Genomic DNA, 21328 nt, shown 5'->3' with positions numbered 1-21328 from the left:
TTGAGGATAGATTTTACATGACGACTTATGAAACTTTCGCATCTGTTTATGATGCCATAATGGACGATTCTTTATACGACCTCTGGACTGACTTTTCACTTCGCCATTTACCAAAAGCAGATCACAAAAAGAATCTATTAGAACTTGCGTGTGGCACAGGGATTCAGTCTCTTCGTTTTGCAGATGCAGGTTTTGAGGTAACAGGTCTAGATTTGAGTCAGGAAATGTTGACTATTGCCCAAAAAAGAGCTCAAGCTGCCAGTAAAGATATTCAATTCCTTCAAGGAAATATGTTGGATTTGTCTAAGATTGGCAAATATGATTTTGTTACGTGTTATTCAGATTCTATCTGTTACATGCAAGATGAGGTCGAGGTTGGTGATGTCTTCAAGGAAGTTTATAATTGCTTGAGTCCTGAGGGGGTCTTTATTTTCGATGTCCATTCAACCTACCAAACTGACCATGTTTTCCCTGGCTATTCTTACCATGAAAATGCTGAAGATTTTGCCATGGTCTGGGACAGTTATCAGGATGAGGCACCACATTCAGTGGTCCACGAACTGACCTTCTTTCTGAAAGAATCAGACGGTACTTTTTCAAGGCATGATGAAATTCATGAGGAAAGAACCTATGACATTTTGACTTACGATATTCTCTTAGAACAAGCAGGCTTTAAGTCCGTCAAAGTTTATGCTGATTTTGAGGATAGGGAGCCAACTGAAAATAGTCAACGCTGGTTCTTTGTGGCACAGAAATAAAAAACATGTAAATGTAGGAGTTTTGATGAAAATTGCCCTATTGATTTATCCAGAATTTTCCTTATACGAAATAACCCCTTTAACAGCAAAATTAACTCTAGAATATCAGGAAAAAATTGATGTCATTGCTAGTCAGAAAAGTATTTACAGAAGTGAAGACGGTTTTCAAGTGATACCTCATTTTTCCTTACATGAGATAGATTTGAGCTCGTATGATCTTATTTTATTGACTGGTAGCATGGCCCCATTCTCTGCTGTAAACGATGTAACCTTAATAGATGCCATATCAAAAGTATCCCTTACTAAGACTGTTATTGCATCAATTTCATCATCACCATTAATTCTCGCAAAGGCTGGACTATTAGATGATTATGATTATACTGGGGGCATTTATCGAAATTATTTTGATACATTTTTGTGGTTAAATAAAAGCCGTTATCAGCCTAGAGTTTGCAATATTGATCGTAATCTTATTACCGCAGTTGGTAGTTCTGAAGGTGTGCTATTATTTACTGAAACTGTTTTAGCTAAATTAAATTTAACGAAAGGTTATCCTAAAATTCCAAATGAAGCTATTTCTTTTACCTTAAAGCCAGATGACTATCAGAAAATGCTGAGTAATTTATTAATACAATATCCTAATATCAATTAATTAACTAAGGAGGTTTTATGGCTGTTACAGGTATTGTTGCTGAATTTAATCCATTTCATTATGGCCATAAGTACCTGCTTGAGCAGGCGGAGGGCCTGAAAATTGTGGCCATGTCGGGTAATTTTGTCCAGCGAGGTGAGCCGGCTATTGTTGATAAGTGGACTAGGGCTCAGATAGCTTTGGAAAATGGTGCCGATATTGTAGTCGAACTACCTTTTCAAGTGGCTGTTCAGTCGGCTGATTATTTCGCTCAGGGAGCTATCGATATTCTTGCTAAGATGGGTGCAGATACTTTAGCTTTTGGTACTGAAGAAGACTTAGATTATGATAGAATTGCAAAGCTTTATGAGGAAAAAGCTGAGCAGATGACAGCTTTTCTTGAAACGCTAGATAATACCCTCTCTTACCCTCAGAAAAACCAGATAATGTGGGAAAGGTTTACTGGAATTGATTTTTCGGGGGAGACCCCAAACCACATTTTGGCTTTAGCCTACGTAAAGGCTAGCGCAGGCAAGAATTTGCGACTACAGCCCATCAAAAGGCAGGGCGCCGCATATCATTCTCAAGAAAAAAATCAGCTTATGGCCTCCGCAACAGCCATCCGAAAACACATTTCAGACCGAGCGTTTTTAGAGCAGGCAACGCCCAGCGCGGGTTTGATTCTATCCGCACCACACTTGTCTTGGGACAACTTTTACTCTCTTTTAAGGTATCAGCTGTTAACGCATCCCGATCTGACCCAGATTCCGCAGGTTAACCTGGAATTGGCCAGTCGCCTCAGCTCGGCAATTGCGAGCGCAGCGAGCTTGGAAGACCTAGTGGAGCAAGTGGCTACAAAACGCTATACAAAAGCTAGGATTCGCCGCCTCTTGACTTATATTTTGGTCAATGCTCAAGAAGCGACATTGCCGCAGGGGGTTCATCTTTTAGGCTTTACGGAAAAGGGCCAAGCTCACTTAAAGACCTTGAAAAAATCAGTCCATTTAATCAGCAAAATCGGTGCCGTTCCTTGGGATAAACCAACACAGCAGGCTGATTTGGTCTATCGACTAGGCCATCCTGACCTGCCAGAACAAACTTTTGGGCGAAGCCCCATTAGAATATTAAAAAATAAACTTGGCTAAGCCAAGTTTATTTTTGTAAGCTCTTGACGCTAACCTTTGGTAATAGTTTATACTAGAGGTAAGCTAGTGAAAATAATGAAAGAAGGTCAATATGAGAACCGTTAAAGAAGTTAGTCAATTAAGTGGTGTTACAATCAAGACCCTACACCACTATGATAAGATTGGTCTTTTAAAACCGGTGCTCATCAAGGAAAATGGTTATCGTTATTATGATAATGATAATTTGCATAGATTACAGGAAATATTACTTTTTAGGGAATTAGAATTTCCGCTAAAGGATATTGACCAAATCCTTAATCATCAATCCTATGATCGACAGGAAGCCCTAAAAGATCAGATTAAATTACTGGAATTAAAAAGAGTCAAGATTGACAAATTAATAGCTCACGCTAAACAAATGGAAAAAGGAGAAGTAACAATGACATTTGAAACCTTTGAGCATCTTGAATATGATAAGTATCAAACTGAAGTTAAGGAACGTTGGGGAGCAACTCAAGCTTATCGGGAATACAATCAGAAAAAGGGGGAATTAACTTTTGAAGCGATTGGTAATCAGATGACAGGTATTTTTTCAGAATTTGCTGCGATGCAAGAATTAGGAGCTGATCATGAAAAAGTGGAAGCTCAGGTTAAAAAATTGCAAGCTTATATTACAGACCATTTTTATAGTTGTACTATAGAAATACTAGCTGAATTAGGCCCACTGTATAAAGCAGATCAACGTTTTAAAGACAATATTGATAAAATGGGTGGACCAGGAACAGCTGATTTTGTGGCAAAAGCTATTAAAATTTATTGTCAACTCTAATGAGAGATGATATGATAAATAAAAAAATCACTTAGGAGAAAAAATGACTGATTTAACTGCATTAGAATGGACTTTTGTTTCAGAGTGTCAAATTCCTGATGATGTTCGTGACATTCTTGTTTCAGGTGAAGAACCAATTGCCGCTTATAAAACAATACGTGATACTGCTATTTTCACGTCAAAGAGACTCATTGTTAAAGATGCTCAAGGCTTAACGGGTAAAAAAGTAGAAATATACTCTCTTCCTTATAAATCAATAAATATGTGGTCTACTGAAAGTGCCGGTACCTTTGATTTTAACTCTGAAGTGGAACTTTGGACAAGAGCTGGCCATATCAAGATTCAATTAAAAAGAGATATTGATATTCGACGCTTTGATTGGCTCATTGCAAGTGTTCTCTTATAATTAGTTATTAGCAAAAGTGCTATGAGATATAGCACTTTTCTCTATTGATAATGGGGTGTAAAATGAAAAAAATTGCGATAACAGGGGTAACAGGAAAGCTTGGTGGCTACTTGGCGACTAGATTGGCTCACATAGGTATTGAGAGCCGTCATTTAGCTAGACGACCACAAAATGCTAAAGTATATGATAATGCAGAGATATTTCAATCTTTTTATGATGACTCACAAATTACAATTCAATCGCTGACTGGAATAGAAGTCTTATTTATGGTTTCTGCCAGAGAAGGTCGGAGCCGTCTTGATGAGCATAAAGCTTTTTTGAGAGCGGCTCAAAAGGCTGGTGTTAAGCACGTCATTTATACCTCTTTCATAGATGCAAGGTCAGACTCAACTTTTACCTTGGCGCGTGATCATGCATCAACTGAAGCTTACATCAAAGAATTAGGCTTTTCTTATACTTTCTTAAGGGATAACTTTTATCAGGATATTTTTTTAGAAATGGCTGAGCAATCTAGCTTATTAAGAGGTCCAGCAGGTATAGGTAAGGTTTCAGCAGTTTTACGTTCCGATGTGGCGGCTGTTGCTTTAAAAATTCTTCAAAATCCCGAAAATTGGGTCAATCAGAGCTTGAATCTGACTGGACCGCAAGCACTAACCCTTGAGGCGATGGCAAGACTGCTAAGTCATTATTTGGGTAAAGAAGTGACATACTATGATGAGACTGTTGAAGAAGCTTATGAATGGTGTAAACAGTGGCCAGTAGAAGATTGGCAGTATGATGCATGGGTTTCAACCTATACAGCCATTGCTAAAGATGAATTATCCCAAATATCAAATGATATTGAAAGAGTTTTGGGCAGACCGGCAACTTCCTTGGAGGAATATTTAAAAAATCGGTAGTATTACAATTCTCAAAACGATTAATGAAGAAATTCTGGAAAAAGGTTAATGTATTTGAAGCTATTGGGGGAGTTAATTTCCATTTTACCAAATCACCTCAAAGTGCTATAATAATAGAGTTAATGAGATAGCTCGGCTATTTTAAAAAGAGCTTTGAAAAATAATACTTATCGCGAGGAGAAACTAATGGGACGTAAATGGGCCAATATTGTTGCCAAAAAAACTGCTAAAGATGGTGCTACTTCAAAGGTTTATGCTAAGTTTGGGGTAGAAATCTACGTTGCTGCTAAACAAGGAGATCCCGATCCAGAATCAAATTCAGCACTCAAATTTGTTATCGACCGTGCTAAACAGGCTCAAGTACCAAAGCATGTTATTGATAAAGCTATTGATAAAGCTAAGGGTAACACAGATGAAACCTTCGTTGAAGGTCGTTATGAAGGGTTTGGACCAAACGGTTCAATGATCATTGTTGATACTTTGACTTCAAATGTTAATCGGACTGCAGCAAATGTTCGCACTGCCTATGGTAAAAATGGTGGAAACATGGGTGCCTCAGGGTCTGTCTCTTATATGTTTGATAAAAAAGGTGTTATCGTATTTGCAGGTGAGGATGCTGATGCTATCTTTGAGCTACTCTTAGAAGCAGATGTTGAAGTTGATGATGTTGAAGCAGAAGAAGGCACAATTACGGTTTATACAGCTCCAACTGATCTACATAAAGGAATCCAAGCCCTTCGTGATTCAGGTATTGCAGAATTCCAAGTTACTGAATTAGAGATGATTCCACAAAGTGAAGTCACTCTTGAGGGCGAAGACCTTGAGAAGTTTGAAAAATTAGTAGACGCTTTAGAAGCTGATGATGATGTTCAAAAAGTATACCATAACGTTGCTGACTTCTAAGTTACACCATAATTAAAAGAGCCGCAGAGCTCTTTTTTGATACGCTTTTTTTATCAGAGTGATAAAGAATAAATATTGGTAGGAAAAAGACAAAGGTGATAGAATATGAAATAATACTAAAGGAGTAAACTAATGATAAAAGGTAAAAAAGCTGCTTTTTTAAGCATGACAGTACTTGTCGGAATGGTTTTAGTAGCTTGTAGTAATAATAAAACAACTGGTGCCAATGGTAAAGAAATAATAACTTTTGCAACTGTTGGAACGACAGCGCCCTTTTCTTATGAAAAATCAGGTCAGCTAACAGGCTATGATGTGGAGGTTGCTAAAGCAGTCTTTAAAGATTCTAATAAATACAAAGTTAATTTTAAGAAAACAGAGTGGTCTTCTATCTTTACCGGACTAGATTCAAGTAAATATCAAATAGCTGGGAATAATATCAGTTATACAAAGGAAAGAGCTTCAAAATATCTCTTTTCTTATCCAACTGGAACAACTCCATCTGTTTTAGTTGTTCCAAAAGATAGTGATATCAAATCCTATGCAGATATAAAAAATCATTCAACACAAGTTGTTCAAGGAACAACGACTGCAGCCCAATTGGAAGATTTCAATAAAAAGAACAGTTCGGCTCAAGTTAAGTTGAAATACACTAACGAAAATATCACTCAAATGCTGTCAAATCTAAGTGAGGGTAAATCTGATTTTAAAATTTTTGATGCTCCAACGGTTAATGCGATTATAAAAAATCAGGGTCTTGATAATCTTAAAACAATTCCATTAGAAAGCAAAGAGCAGCCATATATTTACTTTATTTTTGGTCAAGATCAAAAGGACTTACAAACTTTTGTAAACAAACGACTTAAAGCACTAGAAAAAGATGGTACTCTGACTAAGTTGGCTAAGGCTCATCTCGGAGGAAATTACGCACCTAAAGCTAAACAACTTAACCTACCAAAATAATAAAGCAACTTTAAGGTAGTTTCTTATATAAGCTAATACAAGCTAAGCAATTATTGTTAATCAGTAGTTGCTTTTTATGTTTATAAAGCTTTATTTTAGGAAACCACTTTGAAAATAATTATCTGTGAAATCATATTTTTGCAGTTATAATTATCGGAGATATAGTTTTAAACTATGCATATAACTAAAATATATCAATTTGCAAACTATATCTTAATTGGTTAGAATAACTATATTACTAATTTGAAATGGGGAACAATTCATGTTACATAAAAAAATAATCACTTTTGTAGGTATTCTACTAACTTCAACAGTATTAGTTGCATGTGGAAATGCTAAAACAGATAAAAATACGATTACTGTAGGTGTTATGACTAAAACAACTTCGGATGACGCTAGGTGGAAGAAAGTTGAAGACTTACTAAAAAAAGATGGTATTAAGTTGAAATATAAAGAATTTACAGATTACTCACAACCTAATAAAGCTGTAGCTAATGGTGAGGTTGATATTAATGCTTTTCAACATTATAACTTTTTGGCTAACTGGAATAAGGAAAATAAAGAAAATTTAGTAGCAATTGCTGAAACCTATATTAGTCCTATTCATCTATTCTCTGGAACAAGCCAAAAAGGAAAAGCAAAGTACAAATCAGTTAGTGAACTGCCAAAAGCGGGACAAATTGCGGTGCCAAATGATGCGACAAATGAGAGTCGTGCCCTCTATGTTTTGCAAGCAGCAGGTCTAATCAAGCTAGATGTTTCTGGTGATCAATTAGCAACAATTGCTAATATTACTGAAAACAAAAAAGATTTAGATATTAAGGAACTTGATGCAAGTCAGACTGCGAGAGCTCTTTCATCAGCTGATGCTGCAATTGTGAATAATAGTTATGCAGTACCAGCTAAAATTGATTTTAAAACCTCTTTATATAAAGAGAAAGTTGATAAAAATTCTAAACAATGGATTAATATCTTAGCAGGTAAAAAAGATTGGAAATCGTCCAATAAAGCAGCAGCAATTAAAAAGTTAGTTAAAGCATATCATACTGATGACTTGAAGAAAGTTGTCGAAAAAACGTCTAAGGGAGTTGACGTTCCTGTTTGGTAATGGTTATAAGATGAGGCTGGGATGATTATCCTTAGCCTCTATCCTATTTTGGGAATAAACTAAAAAGCACAATAATAATATTAGAATGTTAGAAGGTTGGACGACAAATGGATAATCAAGGTATTAAAAGTTTTGATCAACACTTATGGCATGATGCAACTGTTCAAACCCATCTTGAAGAATTAAGACAGCTAATAGCTATTAAATCGATATACGCTCAAGACATAGGCTTAAAGGATGCAGCTACCTATTTAGGGAAGGTTTTTGAAAAGGCTGGAGCTCAAGTTACTATTGATCAAAGTTATAAAGCCCCCTTTGTAATTGCTGAATTTAAAAGTCCCTTTCCTGAGGCAAAAAAGCTCATTTTTTATAACCATTATGATACTGTACCAGCAGATGATGACCAAAAGTGGACGGCTGATCCCTTTACTTTGGATATTCGAGATGATATTATGTATGGACGTGGTGTTGATGATGATAAGGGGCATATTTTAGCTCGGTTAACAGCTGTTAGTAGATATTTAGTAGAGCATTCAGTACTGCCCTTGAATATAACTTTCATTATTGAAGGCGCAGAGGAATCTGCCTCTGTTGATTTGGAAAACTATTTAGTAAAGCACAAGGACAAGTTAGTAGATGCTGATCTTTTAATATGGGAACAAGGAATCCGAAATCAGTCTAATCAGTTAGAATTAACTGGAGGCAATAAAGGAATTTTGACCTTTGATATGTCGGTTACTAGTGCAGTAAGAGATATCCATTCGAAATTTGGTGGAGTTGTTGATTCTGCCACTTGGTATTTGCTTGAAGCTATTTCAAGCTTGCGCGATAAGGAGGGAACCCTTTTAGTAGATGGTATTTCTGAGCAGATTATACCTGAAAATCAAAGAGAGCTTGATTTAGTCGTTCACTATTCTACAGAAACTGGAGACATATTGCAGAACCTTTATGGATTGAGGTTGCCACTTTTACAATCTGAAAAAGAAGCATTTTTGAAGCGCTATTATTTCCAACCTTCTGTTACTATTCAAGGGATTTCTTCTGGCTATTTAGGACCTGGCGTAAAGACGATTATTCCGGCTTATGCTAGTGCTAAGATGGAAGTTCGTTTGGTTCCAGGTTTAGATCCCAATCATGTCTTTGAAGCTATTAAAAAACATTTGCAAAAACAAGGCTTTGCAAATGTCGATCTAACCTATACGCTTGGAGAAAAGAGCTATCGAAGTGATTTAACTAATCCAGAGGTTCTTAGGTTGATCAGCACGGTTGAAAATAATTATCCTCATGGTGTTTGTTTACTACCGATCTCTGCAGGAACGGGCCCTATGCATACTGTATTTGAAGCTTTAGGGGTACCTATGGTTTCTTTAGGACTTGGTAATGCTAATAGTTCAGATCATTCAGGTGATGAAAATGTTTTAATTTCAGATTATTTACGCCATATTATATTAATTGAGGAGTTTATTAAAAGTTATGAATAAAGCAATGGTGCAGTTGAATCATATCGCTATTACTTTCCAACAGGGTAAGAAGCAAATTGAGGCTGTCAAGGATGTATCAGTAACTATTAACGAGGGAGATATTTACGGAATTGTTGGTTACTCTGGTGCAGGGAAGTCAACTTTAGTTCGTGTTATTAATTTATTACAAGTTCCTTCAGCTGGTCAAATTCATATTGATGGGGACTTAACTTATAAAGACGGCAAAGTTATCTTATCCAGTAAGGGGTTGCGGGAGAAGCGTCGTGAAATAGGAATGATTTTTCAGCATTTTAATTTGATGGCTCAAAAAACGGCTAAAGAAAATGTTGCCTTTGCGTTACGTCATTCTAGCTTGAGTAAAATAGAAGTGGAAGAGAAAGTTACTCATTTGTTGGAAATGGTAGGGTTGAGTGATCGTGCTGATAATTACCCTTCACAATTATCTGGTGGACAAAAACAACGGGTAGCCATTGCCCGTGCATTAGCAAATGATCCTAAAATTTTGATATCTGATGAGGCAACTTCGGCATTAGACCCTAAAACGACAAAACAAATATTAGCCCTCTTACAAGACTTAAATAGGAGATTGGGTCTCACTATTGTTATGATTACTCATGAGATGCAAATTGTTAAAGATATCTGTAATCGTGTTGCAGTCATGCAAAATGGTTCTTTGATTGAAGAGGGGTCGGTTTTAGACATTTTTTCAAATCCCAAACAAGCCCTAACGCAAGAGTTTATCCGGACAGCAACTGGTATTGATGAAGCTTTAGGGAAAATCAACCAGCAAGAAATTGTTAAGCAATTGCCCAAGGATGCATTATTGGCACAACTTAAATATGCTGGTACGTCAACAGATGAACCAATATTGAACCAAATTTATAGAGATTATGAAGTAACTGCTAATATCTTATATGGGAATATTGAAATTTTAGATCAGACTCCTGTTGGTGAAATGATTTTGGTTTTAGAAGGCGATGCTAAAAACCTTGGATTAGCAGAAGAAGCACTAGCAAAAGCTGGTGTTGACTTAACGATATTAAAGAGAGGAAAATAAATGTCAAGTATCATTCAAACTTATTTACCAAATGTTTATCAACTAGGCTGGTCTGGTGATGCTGGCTGGGGACTAGCAATTTGGAATACCATCTACATGACTATTGTCCCATTCATTGTTGGAGGGAGTATAGGGCTCTTTTTAGGGCTTCTCTTAGTTTTAATGGGTCCAGGTGGTGTGATTGAAAATAAAGTAGTTTCTTGGATTTTGGATAAAGTGACATCTATTTTTCGAGCAATTCCTTTTATTATATTAATTGCTATCTTAGCAAGCTTCACTTATTTGGTAATGGGAACAATTCTTGGTGCTAATGCAGCGCTTGTTCCTTTAACTTTTGCGACATTTCCATTTTTTGCTCGTCAAGTTCAAGTTGTCTTTTCAGAACTTGATAAGGGTGTTATTGAAGCAGCACAGGCTTCAGGAGCAACTTTTTGGGATATTGTTCGTGTTTATCTTAGTGAGGGATTACCAGATTTGATTCGTGTTTCAACGGTGACTTTAATTTCACTGGTCGGTGAAACAGCAATGGCGGGAGCTATTGGTGCTGGTGGTTTGGGAAATGTTGCTATTTCTTATGGATATAATAGATTCAATAATGATGTGACTTGGGTAGCGACGTTACTGATACTATTTCTTATTTTTAGTATACAATTCACTGGTGATCGTTTAACAAGATATTTTAGTCATAAGTAAAAGAGTAGGCCTGATTGAGGTCTACTCTTTATATTCGTATAAATGTTTATTTTAAATAGCCAAGATAATCAAATTTTTCAAAAGTATGATTATTGGCAATTGCAACGAGGATAGTATTTGGTTCAAGCGGAGCAGTAGGATTGACATTTGGATCTAAGGAACTTTCTTTCTCGTGTCTAGTGCCAATAATATTCAATTCATACTTTTGTCTAACATCTAACTCCGTTAAGGTTTTTCCTACCCATGATTCGGGGATAGCAAAATTTATCATTGAGATGCCATGTTCAAGGTAGATGATGCTTTCAATATGACATTTTAGAATGTTTGAGGCAACTCTTTTGCCAGAGTCACGTTCAGGAGTGATAACATTTGTCGCACCGATACCATAGAGGACTTCCTCATGGATTTTATTTTTGGCTTTCGCAATAATAGCAGGGACTTCAAGTTTTTTACAATGCATAATTGCTAGAACTGACGCTTCAAGATTATTTCCTGTGGCAATAACGACAGTGTCACATTGATCAATGCCAACTGCTAATAAAAAATCATTATCGGTCATATCACCGACAGCGGCCTTTGTAACAAGATTGCCAATTTCATTAACATTGGCTTCACTTTTATCAATAGCAATCACGTCTTGATCAAATTGACTCAGCTGTCTAGCTACTGTTCTACCAAAAATACCTAAACCTAATACGCCTATAGTTTTACGTTTCATATTTATTCTCCTGTCCTATCCTACTAAAATATCTGTGGTTGCATATCGGATTGTTTTTTCTTTTCTTTGAATTAAGCTCAGTAAGAAAGTAATTGGCCCCACACGTCCAATAAACATTAAGAACATAATGATGACCCTGCCTGGTGTAGATAATTTTGGAGTAATATCCATTGTAACTCCAACGGTATCAATTGCTGAAACTGCTTCAAAGAGTAGAGCGACAGGATCTAAGGTAGGTTCTACGCTGAGTAGAAGGGTATAGCCAATGATAAATACTGACATAAAGAAGATTAAAACAGACATTGTTTGTTTAACAGTTCGACTAGTGATAATCCGATTTTGGAATGTTACTTGGGATTGTCCGGAAAGCTCTGCTTTTAAAAGTAAAATAGTAATGGCTACAGTTGTTACTTTAATACCTCCAGCAGTTCCCCCGGGAGCCCCACCAATAACCATTTGAATCATGTAAAGAAAATTTGTTGGTGCTAACGTGTCTAGGTAGGATAAAGTAGCAAAACCAGCGGTTCGCATTGTTACGGTTTGAAAAAAGCTAACCATCATTTGTTCTATGAAGGTGTAATTAGCAATTGTTTTAGGATTATCTTTTTCCAAAAACCAGGTTAATAAAGTTCCTAAGACTAAGATAATGCCAGTTGTTTGGAGTACTAGTCTAGTTTGATTGGATAGTTTTCGGTAAAACAAACCATGACATTTTGGTTTTTCAACAAAATAGCGTCTCAAGTTTTCCATGATATCGTGCCAGACGGCAAAACCAATTCCTCCAAAAATGATTAGAGCAGAGACAACAAAATTAATTGTTGGATTGAGAACAAAATCTTTTAGGCTAGAGCTCCCCAAATTATCAAAACCAGCGTTGCAAAAAGCAGAGACGGCTAAAAACAAACTATTAAATAGACCATCTTTCCAACCAAAACGAGGAACAAATTCAATTGCGATAATTGCACATGCAAGCATTTCGATGATAAAGGTAATCTTATAAGCAAAGAAAAGAAAATCTTTTAAGTTTTTACTATCTTTTCGATTTAAGGCAGACTGCAGTAAGGTGTGGCCAGACAAATCCATTTTACGCTTTAAAGCAAAGGTACTAAAAGCAATAAAACTTACTAGTCCAAGTCCTCCAATTTGCATGAGACAAATAACAATCGTTTGACCTAAGCCGTTATAAGCTTCGGAAACAGGTATGACTGATAGGCCTGTTACGCACACCATAGATACAACATTGAAAAGATGATCTAAAAAAGTAGCTTGATGGGCACTTGGGGAGTGTGTCAAAGGCGAAGACAGCAGGGTGCTGCCGATTAGAATAACAGAAGCAAAACTTAGGGTCAATTTTTGTGTGACCGTCCAAGTTCTGATAGGTGGTAGTCTCATAAGTCCTCCTTAAAGTATCCCTTTCATCTTATCAAAAATTAATCAAAAAAGCCAAATCTTAAAAATAATTTAGCTTTATTCTTTTTAAAGTGGCTTTTTATTTGGTATCCCAGCTTTACGTGGGTATTTATTAGGTGTTTCTTTTTTCTTTTCAACAATGGTCATATACCGATCGTCACCATTTGGTAATTGATAATGGTGGTTGCTAACTACTTGTGAAAAGAGAAGGTGAAGTGCCTTGCGGGCATCATTTAACTCTTGGTCAGCAGCTTGTGCTTTGAGGGCGATGAGTTGTCCTCCAACTTTTAGGAAAGGGATTGTTAATTCTGACAGAATTTGCATTCTGGCTACGGCACGTGCTGTAACTAAGTCATATTTAGAGCGAAAGTCCTTATCTTGACCAAAGTCTTCTGCTCTGCCATGATAAAAAGCTACTCCATCTAAGCCTAGTTCCTGAGTTAAATGTGCTAAGAAGGTAATCCGCTTGTTTAAAGAGTCGATGATAGTTACTTGCAGTTGTGGAAAGACAATTTTCATTGGAAGGCTTGGAAAGCCTGCTCCAGCGCCGATATCTAGAAGTTGAATGGGCTGATTAGGGATATAACCTTGCAAGATAGGAGCAATAGAATCATAGAAATGTTTTAGGTAGACATCATTTTTTTCAGTAATTGCTGTTAAATTAATCTTTTGGTTCCACTCAATTAGGGTGTTAAAATAGGTATTAAACTGATCTTTTTGTTTTTGGGTTAGGTCATATCCATACTTTGCTAAAGTTTGGTAAAATTCTTCTGGGGTCATTGTTTTCCTTTAATTTTTGATTTTTTTCTATTCTAACATAATTATAGTGATAAACAAATGCCTAAGAAGAAAGTCTTCATAACATTGATAGTTGCTATTCGGCTGAAAATTGCTATAATTAAGTCAATAGATAAAAAGGAGAAACACTATGACACTTGTAATCATTTTAGTCCTTATAGCACTCTTAGCTCTTTGGTTAATGTCTAGCTATAATAGTCTTGTTAAAAGCAGGATGCATACCAAGGAAGCTTGGAGCCAAATTGATGTTCAATTAAAAAGAAGGAATGACTTAATTCCTAACTTGATTGAAACCGTGAAAGGCTACGCTGCTTATGAAGAAAAAACCTTCCAGAAAATCACAGAACTTCGTTCACAAGTTGCTCATGCTTCAACGCCAGCAGCAACTATGGAAGCTTCAAATGAACTAACTAAACAAATGGCGAGCTTGATAGCAGTAGCTGAAAACTATCCAGATTTAAAGGCCAATACTAATTTCTTGAAGTTGCAAGATGAATTGACTAATACTGAAAATAAAATTTCTTACTCACGTCAATTGTTTAATACAACAACATCTAATTACAATATGAAATTAGAAACTTTTCCAAGCAATATCGTAGCGAAAATGTTTGGGTTTAAACCAAGTGAATTTTTACAAACACCTGATGAAGAAAAAGCAGTTCCAAAAGTGGAATTTAATTTCTAAGGTATCTAAAATCTGTTTTTAGAAGGGGAGAAGATGCTCTATCAACAAATTTCTCATAATAAGCGACGTACAGTTATTCTCATTATCGCCTTTTTCTTCCTATTAACAGCAATAGGTGCTGCGGCAGGCTATTTATTGGTTAGGTCATATCAGTTGGGCATAGTTATCGCGCTGATTGTTGGCTCTATTTATGCTTTTAGTATGATTTTTCAATCCATAGCTGTAGTTATGAGTATGAATAATGCAAGGGAAATTACGGTTGATGAGGCTCCTGACTTTTTTCACATTGTTGAGGATATGGCAATGGTTGCCCAGATACCGATGCCAAAGGTTTACATTATCGATGACCCTTCTTTAAATGCTTTTGCTACAGGATCAAGTCCTCAAAATGCAGCAGTAGCTGCAACAAGTGGTTTGTTGCAAGTTATGAATCGCGAGGAATTAGAGGGAGTTATTGGGCATGAAATTAGTCACATCCGTAACTACGATATTCGAATTTCAACAATTGCAGTTGCTTTAGCAAGTGCAATTGCTCTAATTTCCAGCATTGGTAGCCATATGATGTGGTATGGAGGTGGCAGTAGAAGTCGTGATGATGACCGAGATGATAGTGCTTTAGGAATATTTCTGTTACTCTTTTCCTTTTTGTCACTGATTTTGGCCCCAATAGTAGCTTCACTTGTCCAATTGGCCATTTCTAGACAGAGGGAATACCTAGCTGATGCAAGTTCAGTTGAATTAACACGTAATCCTGAAGGCATGATTAAAGCTTTGCAAAAATTACAAGATTCTCAACCATTATCTAGCCCCATAGATAGTGCGAGTGCGGCCCTCTACATTAATGAACCACGTAAAAAAGAAGATGTTTCGAATTTATTCAGTACACATCCTCCTATCAAAGATCGAATTGAGCGATTGCGTCATATGTGAGAGTTTAAGGAAACCTTAAGCTCTTCTTTTTATACTAAGATAGTATTAAGTTTTCTGTTTATATTATTATAAATAGGTTTAGATAAAAGGACCTCTGTCTTTTGAAGTGATAAAAAAGCACTTTTTTTACAGAAATGCATTGACAAATTGTTAAAATAATAGTAAAAATAAATGAGAGTATTATTAGGAGATCCTATGTTAAACATTTCAGAAATCAAGAAAAAACAAGAACCAATTTCATTTGACCACTATTTGGAGATAAAGAAAAGTCTCATAGAACGTGATCCATCGATTATTGATATCAAGGATGTTCACGTTGTTGGCACAGTCAGCTATGATGATGGTCTTTACCATTTAAATTATCAATTAAGCTATTCATTAACTTTACCTTCTAGTCGTTCCATGGAACCAGTTGAAAGATTAGAAACCCAGTCTATACAGGAATTTTTCGCAGAAGAAGGAGCTGTTAAAGACATGGGGGATAAGATTGACGAAAGCCTAGTGTTGATTTTAGAAGGTGATAGCATTGATTTAGAAGTGAGTGCTATTGATAACATATTATTATCGATTCCATTACAAATCTTAACTGACAAAGAATTAGAATCAGATGAAATGCCTTCTGGTAATGATTGGGAAGTTTTAACAGAGGATCAGTTTCGAGCTTTACAGGCTGAAAAGAAAAAAGGGAACAATCCTTTTGCAAGTTTAGATGGCTTGTTTGATGAATAAAACTGACTATTTAAGGAAATTGTAATTTTTTGTTGCTAAATAAAGCTGACTTTGATATACTCTATACAGTATCTGATTAGTCAAAAAGAGGGTTTCTTGTAACTCTTTAAAATTCTGAAATACTATATAGAATCTAGTGGATTACAAAACTCTCAATTAAAAAAGGAAAACCGACTATTAAAGCTTGTTTAGAAGATAGAAGGGAAAAGGAAAAATATATGACAAAGAAAATTCTAATTGTCGAAGATGAAAAAAATCTCGCACGGTTTGTCTCACTTGAACTTCAACATGAAGGTTACGAGGTGACAGTAGAAGTAAACGGGCGTGAAGGCCTAGAAACAGCATTAGAAAAAGATTTTGATTTAATTTTACTAGATTTAATGCTTCCAGAAATGGACGGTTTTGAGGTTACTCGTCGTCTTCAAACAGAGAAAACTACCTATATCATGATGATGACTGCGCGTGATTCTATTATGGACGTTGTGGCAGGTCTCGATCGCGGTGCAGATGATTATATTGTCAAACCATTCGCTATTGAAGAGTTGTTAGCACGTATTCGGGCAATTTTCCGTCGTCAAGATATTGAAACTGAAAAGAAAGCACCTAATCAAGGTGTTTATCGCGATCTTGTTTTGAACCCTCAAAATAGATCCGTGAACCGTGGTGATGATGAAATTTCACTAACAAAACGTGAGTATGATCTCTTGAATATTCTTATGACAAATATGAACCGTGTTATGACTCGAGAAGAGTTGCTTTCTAATGTTTGGAAATATGATGAAGCTGTTGAAACAAATGTTGTGGATGTTTACATTCGTTATCTTCGTGGTAAAATTGACATGCCTGGTCGTGAATCTTATATCCAGACTGTTCGTGGCATGGGTTATGTTATCCGCGAAAAATAGTTATAGCTTATGAAAAATCGGAAAGTAAGAAAATATAAAAGATCATTACCTAAACGCTTGTCTAGCTTATTCTTTGTTTTGTTTTTCTGTATTTTTTCTGCATTTACAATGATTGCTTACTATTCTACTGATTATTTTTTAGTAAAAAAAGAAACCCAAGCAATCACTCATACCAGTGATTTAGTTAGAGTTCGTCTGTCCAAGGTGAACTCTAATTTTTCATTTGATAATTTAGCAAATGTACTCTATACAAATCATAAAGCAAATCTAAAGATTGCATCTGAAAAAGGCCTTGAACTGATTCGAAGTCGTCGTGACTTGACAAATATTTTAGATACCAAACAAGAAATTTACATCTATAATACAGATAAAAAAATGATTTTCACGACTGATGAATCTGAATTTTCCTATGACTTAGTTGGTCCACTGAACAAAGTTTTTAAAGATGAAGTTGAAGGCGAGTATCGAGGCTTCTCTCTCATCAAGAAGGTTTACTCGAACCGCAGTGGCAAACTAGTCGGTTACGTTCAAATTTATCAAGATTTAGAAGACTATTATGTTATTAGGGCTCGCTTGCTCTTATGGTTGATTTTTGTAGAATTATTTGGCACTAGTCTGGCGTATGTCATTATTTATATTTCAACTCGGAAATTCCTTGAACCTTTAAACAATCTTCATGATGTTATGCGAAATATTTCTGAAAATCCAAATAATCTAAATCTAAGATCGCGGATTAGGTCTGGAGATGAAATTGAAGAATTATCAGGAATCTTTGATACCATGTTAGATAAAGTTGAAAGTTATACTAAGCTACAGTCTCGGTTTATCAGTGATGTAAGCCACGAGCTTCGTACTCCCGTTGCTATTATTAAAGGCCATATTGGACTGTTGCAACGTTGGGGCAAGGAAGACGAAGAGATTTTAGAGGAGAGTCTTTCAGCAACGGCGCATGAAGCGGATCGTATGGCAATTATGATTAATGATATGTTAGATATGATACGAGTTCAAGGAAGTTTTGAGGGTCATCAAAACGATACAACGGTTTTAGAGGCTTCAATTGAAACCGTTATTGGGAATTTTCGTGTCCTGAGAGAAGATTTTGTTTTTAATTGGGAACCAAGAACAAAAGAGACCCTTGCTTGTATCTATAAAAATCATTTCGAACAGGCTCTAATGATTCTGATTGATAATGCCATTAAGTATTCTCGAATCGAAAAGAAGATTTCTCTTGAGTTAGAGACAGATGGTAAACAAGCTATTGTAAAAGTTTCTGACCGAGGTGAAGGAATCTCTAATGAAGATATTAAACATATTTTTGAACGTTTTTATCGTAGCGATAAATCTAGAAATCGGACCAGTACTCAAGCTGGTTTAGGTATCGGCTTATCAATTCTAGAACAAATTGTAGAAGGTTACGATTTGAAGATGGAAGTTAAGAGTGAACTGAATAAAGGCTCAACCTTTATCATTTATATACCACTAGCAGACTAAATCAAGGAATTCTCTTCTTAAAACAATTTTTCAGAAATTAATGAGTTAATTGTGAAAAATAAAAATTGTCATAAGCGGGTTATCGTTAAGATAGCTCGTTTTATGATTTCTCTAATTTAAAAGGCCTATATATAGTGGGATAGATACTTTTGTTATCTTATAATTTATGATAAAATAGAGTACTAGATTAATTTGATAGAATTGGGGTGTTTGCGTGCGTTGTCCAAAGTGTAATTATAATAAATCCAGTGTTATCGATAGCCGACAAGCTGAAGACGGTAATACGATTAGACGTCGAAGAGAGTGTGAAAAATGTCATACACGTTTTACTACTTTTGAGCGCTTAGAAGAACTCCCACTTTTAGTCATTAAAAAAGACGGGACAAGAGAGCAATTTTCTCGCGATAAAATCCTAAATGGTGTGGTTCAAAGTGCTCAAAAACGCCCAGTTTCAAGTACTGATATCGAAAATTTGATTTCTAGAATTGAACAAAAAGTTAGAGCTGATTATGAGAACGAAGTGTCAAGTACCTCTATTGGTAATTTGGTGATGGAAGAATTAGCTGAACTAGATGAAATTACTTACGTTCGTTTTGCCAGTGTCTATAAAAGCTTTAAAGATGTTGATGAGATTGAAGCGCTGCTGCAACAAATCACATCCCGTGTTCGTGGGAAGAAAAAGAGTAATGTAACAGATGAAACCTATTGATACTTACTATTATCTGAAACGGAATAAGGTTTCTTATAATGCCAACAGTTTAATTCAGCTTTATTATCCCATTATTGGTAGTGATGCTTTAGTGGTTTATCAGTATCTAACACATTTTTTTGATGATGGGAAACGTGAACATAAATATAGCGAAATTCTCAATCATTTGCAATTTGGAATGTCACGTTTAGAAGAAGCTTTGGTTGTCCTCACAGCACTTGACTTAGTAGTTTTGTACCAAGAGGTCAACCACTATCTTATTAAATTACAACCAGCTTTAGAGTTAGAAGATTTTTTGGTTAATCCAATTTATAAACGCTTACTAGAACAGAAAATTGGAGAGTTAGCTCTAGCTGATTTGGAAGTTACCATTCCAAATCAAGCTAGAGATATTTCAAAAAAATTTTCAGATGTTTTTGGAAAAGCACCGGCAGATCTTGATGTAACTCTGAAATCTAAGAAAAAGAAGATATCTTTTGATTTAGATAGTTTTCAACAATTGATGTCTCGTGATGGACTGCAGTTTGCTAATGAAAATGAAGATGTTGTAAGACTTTATAGTATCGCCGAAGAATATAAAATGACGTGGTTTGATACCTATCAGCTAGCCAAAGCAACAGCTGTGAATGGGAAAATCGCACCAAATCGGATGATTGCTCAGAAAAAACAAATGCTAACCCAACCGTCAAAATCAGAAGAGTTTACTCAGGCAGAACTCGTTATTATTCGTGAAGCAAAGAAAGATAAAGCTCAGTTATTTTTAGAAAAAATAAAAAAAGTTAAAAGAGCAACGGTGACTGAGGATGAAAAAAATCTTCTTATAAGATTAGCTCAAATGGATTTTTTGGATGAAGTTATTAATATCATGGTTTTATATACTTTTAATAAAACTAATTCCGCTAATCTTCAGAAAAATTATTTGTTGAAAGTCGCCAACGATTTTTCGTACCAAGGAGTGGCAAATGCTGAAGAGGCTATCATAAAGATGCGTGCATTTGAAGATCGTAAAGGCAAACCAACTACTGCCAAAACAAAAAGTTCTAAAACAAATGTTCCTCAATGGAGTAATCCAGATTATCAAGAAACGACAAGTGCTGAAGAGCAAGAGCAACTTGATAAATTCAAAGCAGAGGCCTTAAAACGCTTAGAAAAATTGAAAAAAGGTGGTGAGTAGATGGAAAAAATTGGAAATACTATGGAAAAATTAGGAAAGCTTAATCGTGTAGATTCTGACCAATTAATTCAAAGGATTTTAGAAGATCCAGAAGTTGCAGCTTTTATTACTTCTCAAGGTCTTAATCAAGATGAAATCACTCTAAGTTTATCCAAATTTAATCAATTTTTACTTGAGCGTCAAAAGTACCAAACAGGTGATCTTTCATATGTTGCCAAAGGCTACGCGCCAATATTGGTTATGAACGAAGGTTATGCAGATGTTTCTTATCAAGAAACAAAAGAATTGGTTGAAGCTAAGAAAAAAGCTGCCATTTCAGATCGTATTAATTTGGTCAATTTACCTAAATCTTACCGTAATATTAACATGACAGATATTGACGTCAACAATGCTAGTCGTATGCAGGCTCTATCTAAGATTCTTGATTTTGTTGAGCAATATCCTAATGCTAGTCAAAAAGGTTTATACCTATATGGTGATATGGGCATTGGAAAATCTTATTTTATGGCAGCTATGGCTAGAGAATTATCAGAACGTAAGGGCGTCTCAACAACTTTGCTTCATTTTCCGACTTTTACCATTGATGTTAAAAATGCCATTTCATCAGGTTCTGTAAAAGATGAAATTGATGCTATAAAAAGTGTTCCAGTACTGATTTTAGATGATATAGGGGCAGAACAAGCCACCTCTTGGATACGTGATGAAGTGTTGCAAGTAATCTTGCAATATCGTATGTTAGAGGAGTTGCCAACTTTTTTCACTTCTAATTATAGCCTGACTGATTTAGAGCAGAAATGGGCGAAGATTAAGGGAAATGATGAAACTTGGCAGGCTAAGCGTGTAATGGAAAGGGTTCGCTACTTGGCGCAAGAATTCCATCTTGAAGGCGCTAATCGCCGTTAATTGTTAAAAAACTAATTAAAGAGAAAT

General features: G+C 35.8%; 23 protein-coding genes. 20 read left to right on the top strand and 3 right to left on the bottom strand.

All coding sequences use genetic code 11. The features are described 5' to 3' along the window. Positions 1-17 precede the first annotated feature (17 nt). From DQM45_RS07840 to DQM45_RS07785, 12 genes are all read left to right on the top strand, one after another. On the top strand, positions 18-758 hold the full coding sequence (locus DQM45_RS07840; RefSeq protein ID WP_003084242.1) for a class I SAM-dependent DNA methyltransferase: 741 nt from the start codon (positions 18-20) through the stop codon (positions 756-758). A gap of 25 nt (positions 759-783) precedes the next feature. Then, complete coding sequence (locus tag DQM45_RS07835) at positions 784-1410, top strand: DJ-1/PfpI family protein (RefSeq protein WP_003084614.1); 627 nt, start codon at positions 784-786, stop codon at positions 1408-1410. Positions 1411-1427: 17 nt separating this feature from the next. Next, positions 1428-2534, top strand: coding sequence for a nucleotidyltransferase (locus tag DQM45_RS07830; protein WP_003082845.1), 1107 nt, complete (start codon positions 1428-1430; stop codon positions 2532-2534). Positions 2535-2625: 91 nt separating this feature from the next. Then, positions 2626-3342: a MerR family transcriptional regulator gene (locus tag DQM45_RS07825; protein ID WP_003085759.1), complete on the top strand. Its 717-nt coding sequence runs from the start codon at positions 2626-2628 to the stop codon at positions 3340-3342. A gap of 43 nt (positions 3343-3385) precedes the next feature. Then, a complete protein-coding gene (locus DQM45_RS07820) occupies positions 3386-3748 on the top strand; it encodes a PH domain-containing protein (protein ID WP_003084103.1) in 363 nt (120 codons plus the stop codon). A gap of 62 nt (positions 3749-3810) precedes the next feature. After that, positions 3811-4647: an SDR family oxidoreductase gene (locus tag DQM45_RS07815; protein ID WP_003085777.1), complete on the top strand. Its 837-nt coding sequence runs from the start codon at positions 3811-3813 to the stop codon at positions 4645-4647. 186 nt (positions 4648-4833) lie between these two features. Next, complete coding sequence (locus DQM45_RS07810; RefSeq protein WP_003083499.1) at positions 4834-5550, top strand: YebC/PmpR family DNA-binding transcriptional regulator; 717 nt, start codon at positions 4834-4836, stop codon at positions 5548-5550. A gap of 132 nt (positions 5551-5682) precedes the next feature. Further along, the gene (locus DQM45_RS07805) at positions 5683-6510 is read left to right on the top strand and encodes an amino acid ABC transporter substrate-binding protein (RefSeq protein ID WP_003085517.1); all 828 of its coding nucleotides are present in this window, start codon (positions 5683-5685) and stop codon (positions 6508-6510) included. Between the two features lie 262 nt (positions 6511-6772). Continuing rightward, positions 6773-7618 carry a MetQ/NlpA family ABC transporter substrate-binding protein gene (locus tag DQM45_RS07800; protein ID WP_003083530.1) on the top strand — a complete coding sequence of 282 codons (846 nt, stop codon included), beginning with the start codon at positions 6773-6775 and terminating at the stop codon, positions 7616-7618. A 107-nt stretch (positions 7619-7725) separates the two neighbouring features. After that, positions 7726-9099, top strand: coding sequence for a M20/M25/M40 family metallo-hydrolase (locus DQM45_RS07795; protein ID WP_003083264.1), 1374 nt, complete (start codon positions 7726-7728; stop codon positions 9097-9099). Beyond that, the gene (locus DQM45_RS07790; protein WP_003084797.1) at positions 9092-10156 is read left to right on the top strand and encodes a methionine ABC transporter ATP-binding protein; all 1065 of its coding nucleotides are present in this window, start codon (positions 9092-9094) and stop codon (positions 10154-10156) included. The genes DQM45_RS07795 and DQM45_RS07790 overlap by 8 nt, the downstream gene beginning before the upstream one ends. Continuing rightward, positions 10157-10849, top strand: a complete 693-nt coding sequence (locus DQM45_RS07785; protein ID WP_003084048.1) for a methionine ABC transporter permease — start codon at positions 10157-10159, stop codon at positions 10847-10849. A gap of 46 nt (positions 10850-10895) precedes the next feature. On the opposite strand, the gene ktrA is transcribed toward DQM45_RS07785, so the two are convergent. From ktrA to rsmG, 3 genes are all read right to left on the bottom strand, one after another. Continuing rightward, a complete protein-coding gene (gene ktrA, locus DQM45_RS07780; RefSeq protein ID WP_003083332.1) occupies positions 10896-11567 on the bottom strand; it encodes a potassium uptake transporter gating subunit KtrA in 672 nt (223 codons plus the stop codon). A gap of 15 nt (positions 11568-11582) precedes the next feature. After that, positions 11583-12959 carry a potassium uptake transporter channel subunit KtrB gene (gene ktrB, locus DQM45_RS07775; RefSeq protein WP_003084296.1) on the bottom strand — a complete coding sequence of 459 codons (1377 nt, stop codon included), beginning with the start codon at positions 12957-12959 and terminating at the stop codon, positions 11583-11585. Positions 12960-13043: 84 nt separating this feature from the next. Further along, complete coding sequence (gene rsmG / locus DQM45_RS07770; protein ID WP_003085827.1) at positions 13044-13757, bottom strand: 16S rRNA (guanine(527)-N(7))-methyltransferase RsmG; 714 nt, start codon at positions 13755-13757, stop codon at positions 13044-13046. Positions 13758-13905: 148 nt separating this feature from the next. Between rsmG and DQM45_RS07765 the strand changes: the two genes are divergently transcribed. The 8 genes from DQM45_RS07765 (at position 13906) to dnaI (ending at position 21301) form a co-directional block, all read left to right on the top strand. Continuing rightward, on the top strand, positions 13906-14460 hold the full coding sequence (locus DQM45_RS07765; protein WP_003084291.1) for a LemA family protein: 555 nt from the start codon (positions 13906-13908) through the stop codon (positions 14458-14460). Positions 14461-14493: 33 nt separating this feature from the next. Then, a complete protein-coding gene (htpX, locus tag DQM45_RS07760) occupies positions 14494-15390 on the top strand; it encodes a zinc metalloprotease HtpX (protein ID WP_003085754.1) in 897 nt (298 codons plus the stop codon). Positions 15391-15585: 195 nt separating this feature from the next. Next, on the top strand, positions 15586-16119 hold the full coding sequence (locus DQM45_RS07755; RefSeq protein ID WP_003084706.1) for a YceD family protein: 534 nt from the start codon (positions 15586-15588) through the stop codon (positions 16117-16119). A 218-nt stretch (positions 16120-16337) separates the two neighbouring features. Beyond that, positions 16338-17024 (top strand): two-component system response regulator CovR/CsrR, encoded by a 687-nt coding sequence (gene covR / locus DQM45_RS07750; protein ID WP_003082738.1) that lies wholly within the window; start codon positions 16338-16340, stop codon positions 17022-17024. Between the two features lie 9 nt (positions 17025-17033). Next, positions 17034-18515, top strand: a complete 1482-nt coding sequence (locus tag DQM45_RS07745; protein WP_039984627.1) for a HAMP domain-containing sensor histidine kinase — start codon at positions 17034-17036, stop codon at positions 18513-18515. 214 nt (positions 18516-18729) lie between these two features. Then, a complete protein-coding gene (nrdR, locus tag DQM45_RS07740; protein ID WP_003084743.1) occupies positions 18730-19224 on the top strand; it encodes a transcriptional regulator NrdR in 495 nt (164 codons plus the stop codon). After that, a complete protein-coding gene (locus tag DQM45_RS07735; protein ID WP_003083617.1) occupies positions 19211-20398 on the top strand; it encodes a replication initiation and membrane attachment family protein in 1188 nt (395 codons plus the stop codon). The genes nrdR and DQM45_RS07735 overlap by 14 nt, the downstream gene beginning before the upstream one ends. After that, positions 20399-21301, top strand: coding sequence for a primosomal protein DnaI (gene dnaI / locus DQM45_RS07730; RefSeq protein ID WP_003082582.1), 903 nt, complete (start codon positions 20399-20401; stop codon positions 21299-21301). Positions 21302-21328: the final 27 nt, after the last annotated feature.

This window comes from Streptococcus porcinus, assembly GCF_900475415.1.
In the GTDB taxonomy this organism is placed as follows: Bacteria; Bacillota; Bacilli; order Lactobacillales; family Streptococcaceae; genus Streptococcus; species Streptococcus porcinus.
This window is presented reverse-complemented; position numbering and strand designations above follow the sequence as displayed.